Raw genomic sequence first — 5,593 nt, 5'->3', positions numbered from 1 at the left:
CCCTCGGCGACGGCGGCGTCATCGACGACGTGACGGTCACGCCCAAGGCGTCCGGCACCTCGAAGCAGTACCAGGAGAAGTTCGCCGGCGGCATCGCCGACGAGATCGTCGGCAAGAACATCGACGACATCGACGTCTCCAAGGTCGCAGGCTCGTCCCTCACGTCGGGCGGCTTCAACGAGGCCGTCGACCAGATCAAGTCCGAAGCCCAGGCCTGAGCCCCACCGGGGTCCGACGCATGGCGACCTGGACGTTCGAGGCCATCGGGACGCGGTGGGCGGTCGACACCGCGCAGCCGCTGGCTCCGGGCGTCCAGGTCGACGTGCTCGCCGTCATCGAGCGGTTCGACCGGGCGTGGTCGCGGTTCCGCGGCGACTCCGTGGTCACGGCCATGTCGCAGCAGGCGGGGACCTGGCGCGACGTCGAGTCCGCCGCGCTCCTGCTCGACCTCTACGACGGCCTGCACGCCGCGACCGACGGTGCGGTGACGCCCCTGATGGGCCGCTCGCTCGTGGCGCTCGGCTACGACGCCGACTACTCCCTCAGGCCCACCGGTGCCGACGCGGTGCCCGAGGACTGGGCGGCGCTTCGGCGTGACGGCGCCGTCGTGGCCGACGTCGACGGGACCGTCCGCACCGACCGTCCGCTGCTGCTCGACGTCGGGGCGGCAGGCAAGGGCCTGCTCGTCGACCTCGTGGCGGTCGTCCTGGAGAACCGTGGGCTGAACGCGTTCACCGTCGACGCCAGCGGCGACCTCTACCACCGCGGCTCGGCGCCGATCAGGGTCGCGCTGGAGCACCCGGCCGACCCGACGAAGGCCATCGGTGTCCTGGAGCTGGAGCCCGAGCAGGCCCTCTGCGCATCTGCGGTGAACCGTCGGACCTGGGGCGACGGCCTGCACCACGTCGTCGACGGTCGCACCGGTCTCCCGACGGACGACGTGGTGGCCACGTGGACCCTCGTCGAGCACTCCTGCATGCAGGCCGACGGCCTGGCCACCGCGCACTTCTTCGCCGATCCCGAGGTCCTGATGGACCTGCACCCGCACCACTTCGTCCGCATCCACGCCGACGGTCGCGTCCTGCGGTCGCCCGACCTCCCTGGGGAGCTGTTCACATGACTCGAAGCACGACGACGCGGTCTCGTCCGAGCATCGACGGGCTCCTCGGCCGCGTCACGATGTACCGGCTCGTCACGATCGTCCTGGCCGTGGTCGCGGCGGTGTACGTGGTGTTCACGGCGACCGGCGTGATCGAGGGGCTCTCCACCGTCGGCAACCTGGTGGCGCTCGCGGTGCTGCTGGTCGCCTCGGTCGGGTCGAACCGCCTGCTCGGCCTCGTGTGGCGCCTGAAGCCGCACGACGAGTCGGCGGTGATCACGGCACTCCTGCTGTTCTTCCTGTTCGCCCCGCTCCCCGAGGCGGCCGGGGGCGACGGCGCGGGCGTCGGCGCCGCGAACCTCGCCTGGCTCGCAGCCGCGGCGGTGCTGGCGAACGCGTCGAAGTACCTCCTGGCCTGGCGGGGGCGGCACGTGCTCAACCCGGCCGCCGCCGGCGCGCTGCTCGTCGTCGTCGCGCAATGGGCGGTGGGTCGGGAGTCCAGCATCAACGCGTTGTGGCAGACCGCGGCCACCGAGGCGCTGGCCCCGTTCGTCGCCGTGGGCGCGCTGCTGGTGCTCTGGCGGACCCGTCGGCTCGACGTCGGCGTGGTGTTCGCGGTGGTCGCGTTCGCCCTGGTGCTGACCGGCCTCACGGCGGGCTTCGGCACGCCGCTGTCCCAGGCCTGGCAGACGGCGCTGTACTCCTACCCGATCCTGTTCATGGCCGGGTTCATGGTGAGCGAGCCGCTCACCCTGCCGCCGCGGCGCGGGCAGCAGCTGGTCGTGGCCGCCGTCATGGGCGTCCTCCTCGGATTCCCGACGTTCGCGTCGGTCCTCGACGTCACCCCGCCCACGTGGGGGCCGCTCTCGATGACGCCGGAGCTCGCGATCGTGCTGGGCAACGTGGTGGCGTTCGCCTTCGCCCGGCGGACCGGCGTGGTGCTGGAGTCCGCGGGCGCGCGTCGGCTGGCCGGCGACACGTGGGAGGTCACCTTCCGCCCCCGCCGCCGGGTGCGTTTCGAGCCCGGCCAGTACCTCGAGCTGCACCTCCCGCACGCCGGTGCCGACCGCCGCGGCGTGCGGCGGGTGTTCAGCATCAGCTCGCCCCCGCAGTCCGACGACCTGCGCATCGCGATCCGGGTGCCCGAGCCCGCGTCCTCGTTCAAGCGGGCGCTGGTGGACCTCGACGCGGGACAGCGGGTGCGCGCGACGGGGGTCCACGGAGACTTCGTGTGGCCGCGCGACGCGAGCCGACGCGGCGGGAAGTCGCTCCTGCTCGTGGCCGGCGGCATCGGGGTGACACCGTTCCTGAGCCAGCTGCGCTCGGGCGAGGCCCGCGACGTGGTGCTCGTCTACGGCGTGCCCGACGGCGACGCGGTCCCGTACCGCGACGAGCTGGTGGCCACCGGCGTGCGGGTGGTGCTGGTCTCGCCGGAGCCCCCGGGCGACCTGCCCGACGGCTGGGTCCACGTGGCGGCCCCGTTCGTCACCGGCGAGACGATCGACGAGGCGGTGCCCGACGCGGCCTCGCGCACGGCGTACGTGTCCGGCCCGCCCGCGATGGTCGCCGGCGTCCGGTCCGCCCTGCGTTCCCGCTGCGCGGGTGTGCGGACGGACTACTTCTCGGGGTACTGACCTGCGGCTGCGCCGACGTCGGCTCCGGGTGGACCTGCGGCTGCGTCGGCGCGGCTCCGTGGGGACGTGCGGCTGCGTCGGCGCGGCGCTCGGCCGAGAACGCCGGTTTCGGACAGTTGTGGGGCGGTCGAGGGGTCCCGAATGCCCCGGAAGTGTCCGAAACGGATGGACTCCAAAGTTGAGTGGAATGGACTCAACTCTCATGATGTTGTACCTGATGTACGGCGAACCGCGCCGACGGAAGGACGCACCAGGAGCAGCCCATGGACCTCTCGAACCTCACCACCCGCAGCCAGCAGGCGCTGGCCGCCGCGATGCAGCAGGCCGCAGCCGCCGGGAACCCGGCCATCGAGCCGGCTCACGTGCTCACGGCCCTGCTCGCCCAGGACGGCGGCACCGCCGCACCCCTGCTGCAGGCCGCCGGCGTCGACGTCGCGGTCGTGAGGTCCGAGCTCAAGGCAGCGGTCGACGCGCTGCCGTCCGCATCGGGCACCAGCGTCCAGAACCCCGGGCTGTCCCGCAGCACGCACGAGGTGCTGCAGCGCGCCGCCGACCTCGCCGCCGAGCTGGGTGACGAGTACATCTCCACCGAGCACCTCGCCGTGGGCGTCGCCACCGTCGCCTCGTCCGCCAAGGACGTGCTCGCCGCGCACGGCGCCACGCCCGACGCCCTCGGTGCCGCGTTCGAGACCGTCCGGGGTGGGGCCCGTGTCACCAGCGCCGACGCCGAGGACACGTACCAGGCGCTCGAGAAGTACGGCGTGGACCTGACGGCCGTGGCCCGCGAGGGCAAGCTCGACCCCGTCATCGGCCGCGACGCCGAGATCCGTCGGGTCGTGCAGGTGCTGAGCCGTCGCACCAAGAACAACCCGGTGCTCATCGGCGAGCCCGGTGTCGGCAAGACGGCCGTCGTCGAGGGTCTGGCCCAGCGCATCGTCGACGGCGACGTGCCGGAGTCGCTCCGCGGCCGTCGGCTCATCAGCCTCGACCTCGGCGCGATGGTGGCCGGCGCCAAGTACCGCGGTGAGTTCGAGGAGCGGCTCAAGGCCGTGCTCGAGGAAATCAAGGCCTCCGACGGCCAGGTCATCACCTTCATCGACGAGCTGCACACCGTCGTGGGCGCCGGCGCCACCGGCGACTCCGCCATGGACGCCGGCAACATGCTGAAGCCGATGCTGGCCCGCGGCGAGCTGCGCATGATCGGCGCGACCACGCTCGACGAGTACCGCGAGAACGTCGAGAAGGACCCGGCGCTGGAGCGTCGCTTCCAGCAGGTGCTCGTCGGCGAGCCGTCGGTCGAGGACACCATCGCGATCCTGCGTGGTCTGAAGGAGCGGTACGAGGCCCACCACAAGGTCGCCATCGCCGACGCCGCGCTCGTCGCGGCCGCGGCTCTCTCGGACCGGTACATCCCCGGTCGCCAGCTGCCCGACAAGGCCATCGACCTGGTCGACGAGGCCGGGTCGCGCCTGCGCATGGAGATCGACTCCAGCCCGGTCGAGATCGACGAGCTGCGCCGCGCGGTGGACCGCCTGCGCATGGAGGAGCTGCACCTGCAGAACGAGAGCGACGACGCGAGCCGCGACCGCCTCGACAAGCTGCGTGGCGAGCTGGCCGACAAGCAGGAGACCCTGCGGGCGCTCGAGCAGCGGTGGGAGAGCGAGAAGCAGAGCCTGAACGCCGTCGGCGAGATCAAGGAGCGCATCGACGAGGTGCGCATCGCCGCCGACCGCGCCCAGCGCGACGGCGACCTCGAGACGGCCGCGCGGCTGCTCTACAGCGAGATCCCCACCATGGAGGCGCAGCTGGCCGCGGCCCAGGAGGCCGAGTCGGCGCGCGAGTCCGGCGACGGCGAGGACCGGCTGGTGAACGAGGAGGTCACGGCCGACGAGATCGCCGAGGTGGTCGCGGCGTGGACCGGCATCCCCACGGGCCGTCTGCTCGAGGGCGAGACGGGCAAGCTCCTGCGCATGGAGGACGAGCTGGGCAAGCGGCTCATCGGCCAGCGCGAGGCGGTCACCGCCGTCTCCGACGCGGTGCGACGCAGCCGGGCCGGCATCGCCGACCCCGACCGCCCGACCGGGTCGTTCCTGTTCCTCGGTCCCACCGGCGTCGGCAAGACCGAGTTGGCCAAGACGCTGGCCGAGTTCCTGTTCGACGACGAGCGCGCGATGGTGCGCATCGACATGAGCGAGTACGCCGAGAAGCACGCCGTCTCGCGGCTCGTCGGTGCCCCTCCCGGCTACGTCGGCTACGACGAGGGCGGCCAGCTGACCGAGGCGGTCCGACGTCGGCCCTACTCGGTGGTGCTGCTCGACGAGGTCGAGAAGGCGCACCCGGAGGTCTTCGACATCCTCCTGCAGGTGCTCGACGACGGCCGGCTCACCGACGGGCAGGGCCGGACGGTCGACTTCCGCAACGTCATCCTCATCCTCACCTCGAACCTGGGCTCGGCCTTCCTGGCCGACCCGGCGCTGGACGACGCGGCGAAGAGGAGCGCAGTGATGGACGTGGTCAAGGCCTCGTTCAAGCCGGAGTTCCTGAACCGACTCGACGAGATCGTGACGTTCGAGCCGCTGGGCACGGCGGAGCTGACGCACATCGTGGACCTGCAGCTGGCCTCGCTCGGTCGACGCCTGGAGGCGCGGCGCATCACGCTCGACGTGACCGACGCCGCCAAGGAGTGGCTGGCGCTCACCGGCTGGGACCCGGCGTACGGGGCCCGTCCGCTGCGCCGGCTCGTGCAGCAGGCCATCGGCGACCGGCTCGCGAAGGCGCTGCTGGCCGGCGAGGTCCGCGACGGCGACACGGTGCGGGTCGACCGCGAGGTGGGCGCCGACGGGCTCCCCGTCGACGCGCT

Annotated in this window: 4 protein-coding genes; all 4 read left to right on the top strand. The window is 72.5% G+C overall.

Annotation, left to right across the window (positions count from 1 at the left end; translation table 11 throughout):
• The coding region (locus ASF38_RS04010; protein ID WP_235497382.1) for a hypothetical protein at positions 1-218 on the top strand (218 nt) is incomplete at its 5' end.
• A gap of 20 nt (positions 219-238) precedes the next feature.
• The gene (locus ASF38_RS04005; protein ID WP_056573798.1) at positions 239-1,120 is read left to right on the top strand and encodes an FAD:protein FMN transferase; all 882 of its coding nucleotides are present in this window, start codon (positions 239-241) and stop codon (positions 1,118-1,120) included.
• Positions 1,117-2,733, top strand: a complete 1,617-nt coding sequence (locus ASF38_RS04000) for an FAD-dependent oxidoreductase (protein WP_156366772.1) — start codon at positions 1,117-1,119, stop codon at positions 2,731-2,733. Before ASF38_RS04005 ends, ASF38_RS04000 begins: the two co-directional genes overlap by 4 nt.
• A 263-nt stretch (positions 2,734-2,996) precedes the next feature.
• On the top strand, positions 2,997-5,593 hold a 2,597-nt coding region (gene clpB, locus ASF38_RS03995), incomplete at its 3' end, for an ATP-dependent chaperone ClpB (RefSeq protein ID WP_082480356.1).

It is taken from the genome of Aeromicrobium sp. Leaf272 (genome assembly GCF_001422865.1).
GTDB lineage: Bacteria > Actinomycetota > Actinomycetes > Propionibacteriales > Nocardioidaceae > Aeromicrobium.
This window is presented reverse-complemented; position numbering and strand designations above follow the sequence as displayed.

Coding starts and splice junctions, on each gene's coding strand:
- ASF38_RS04005 (WP_056573798.1), top strand. CDS start 239: ATGGCGACCTGGACGTTCGAGGCCATCGGGACGCGGTGGGCGGTCGAC.
- ASF38_RS04000 (WP_156366772.1), top strand. CDS start 1,117: ATGACTCGAAGCACGACGACGCGGTCTCGTCCGAGCATCGACGGGCTC.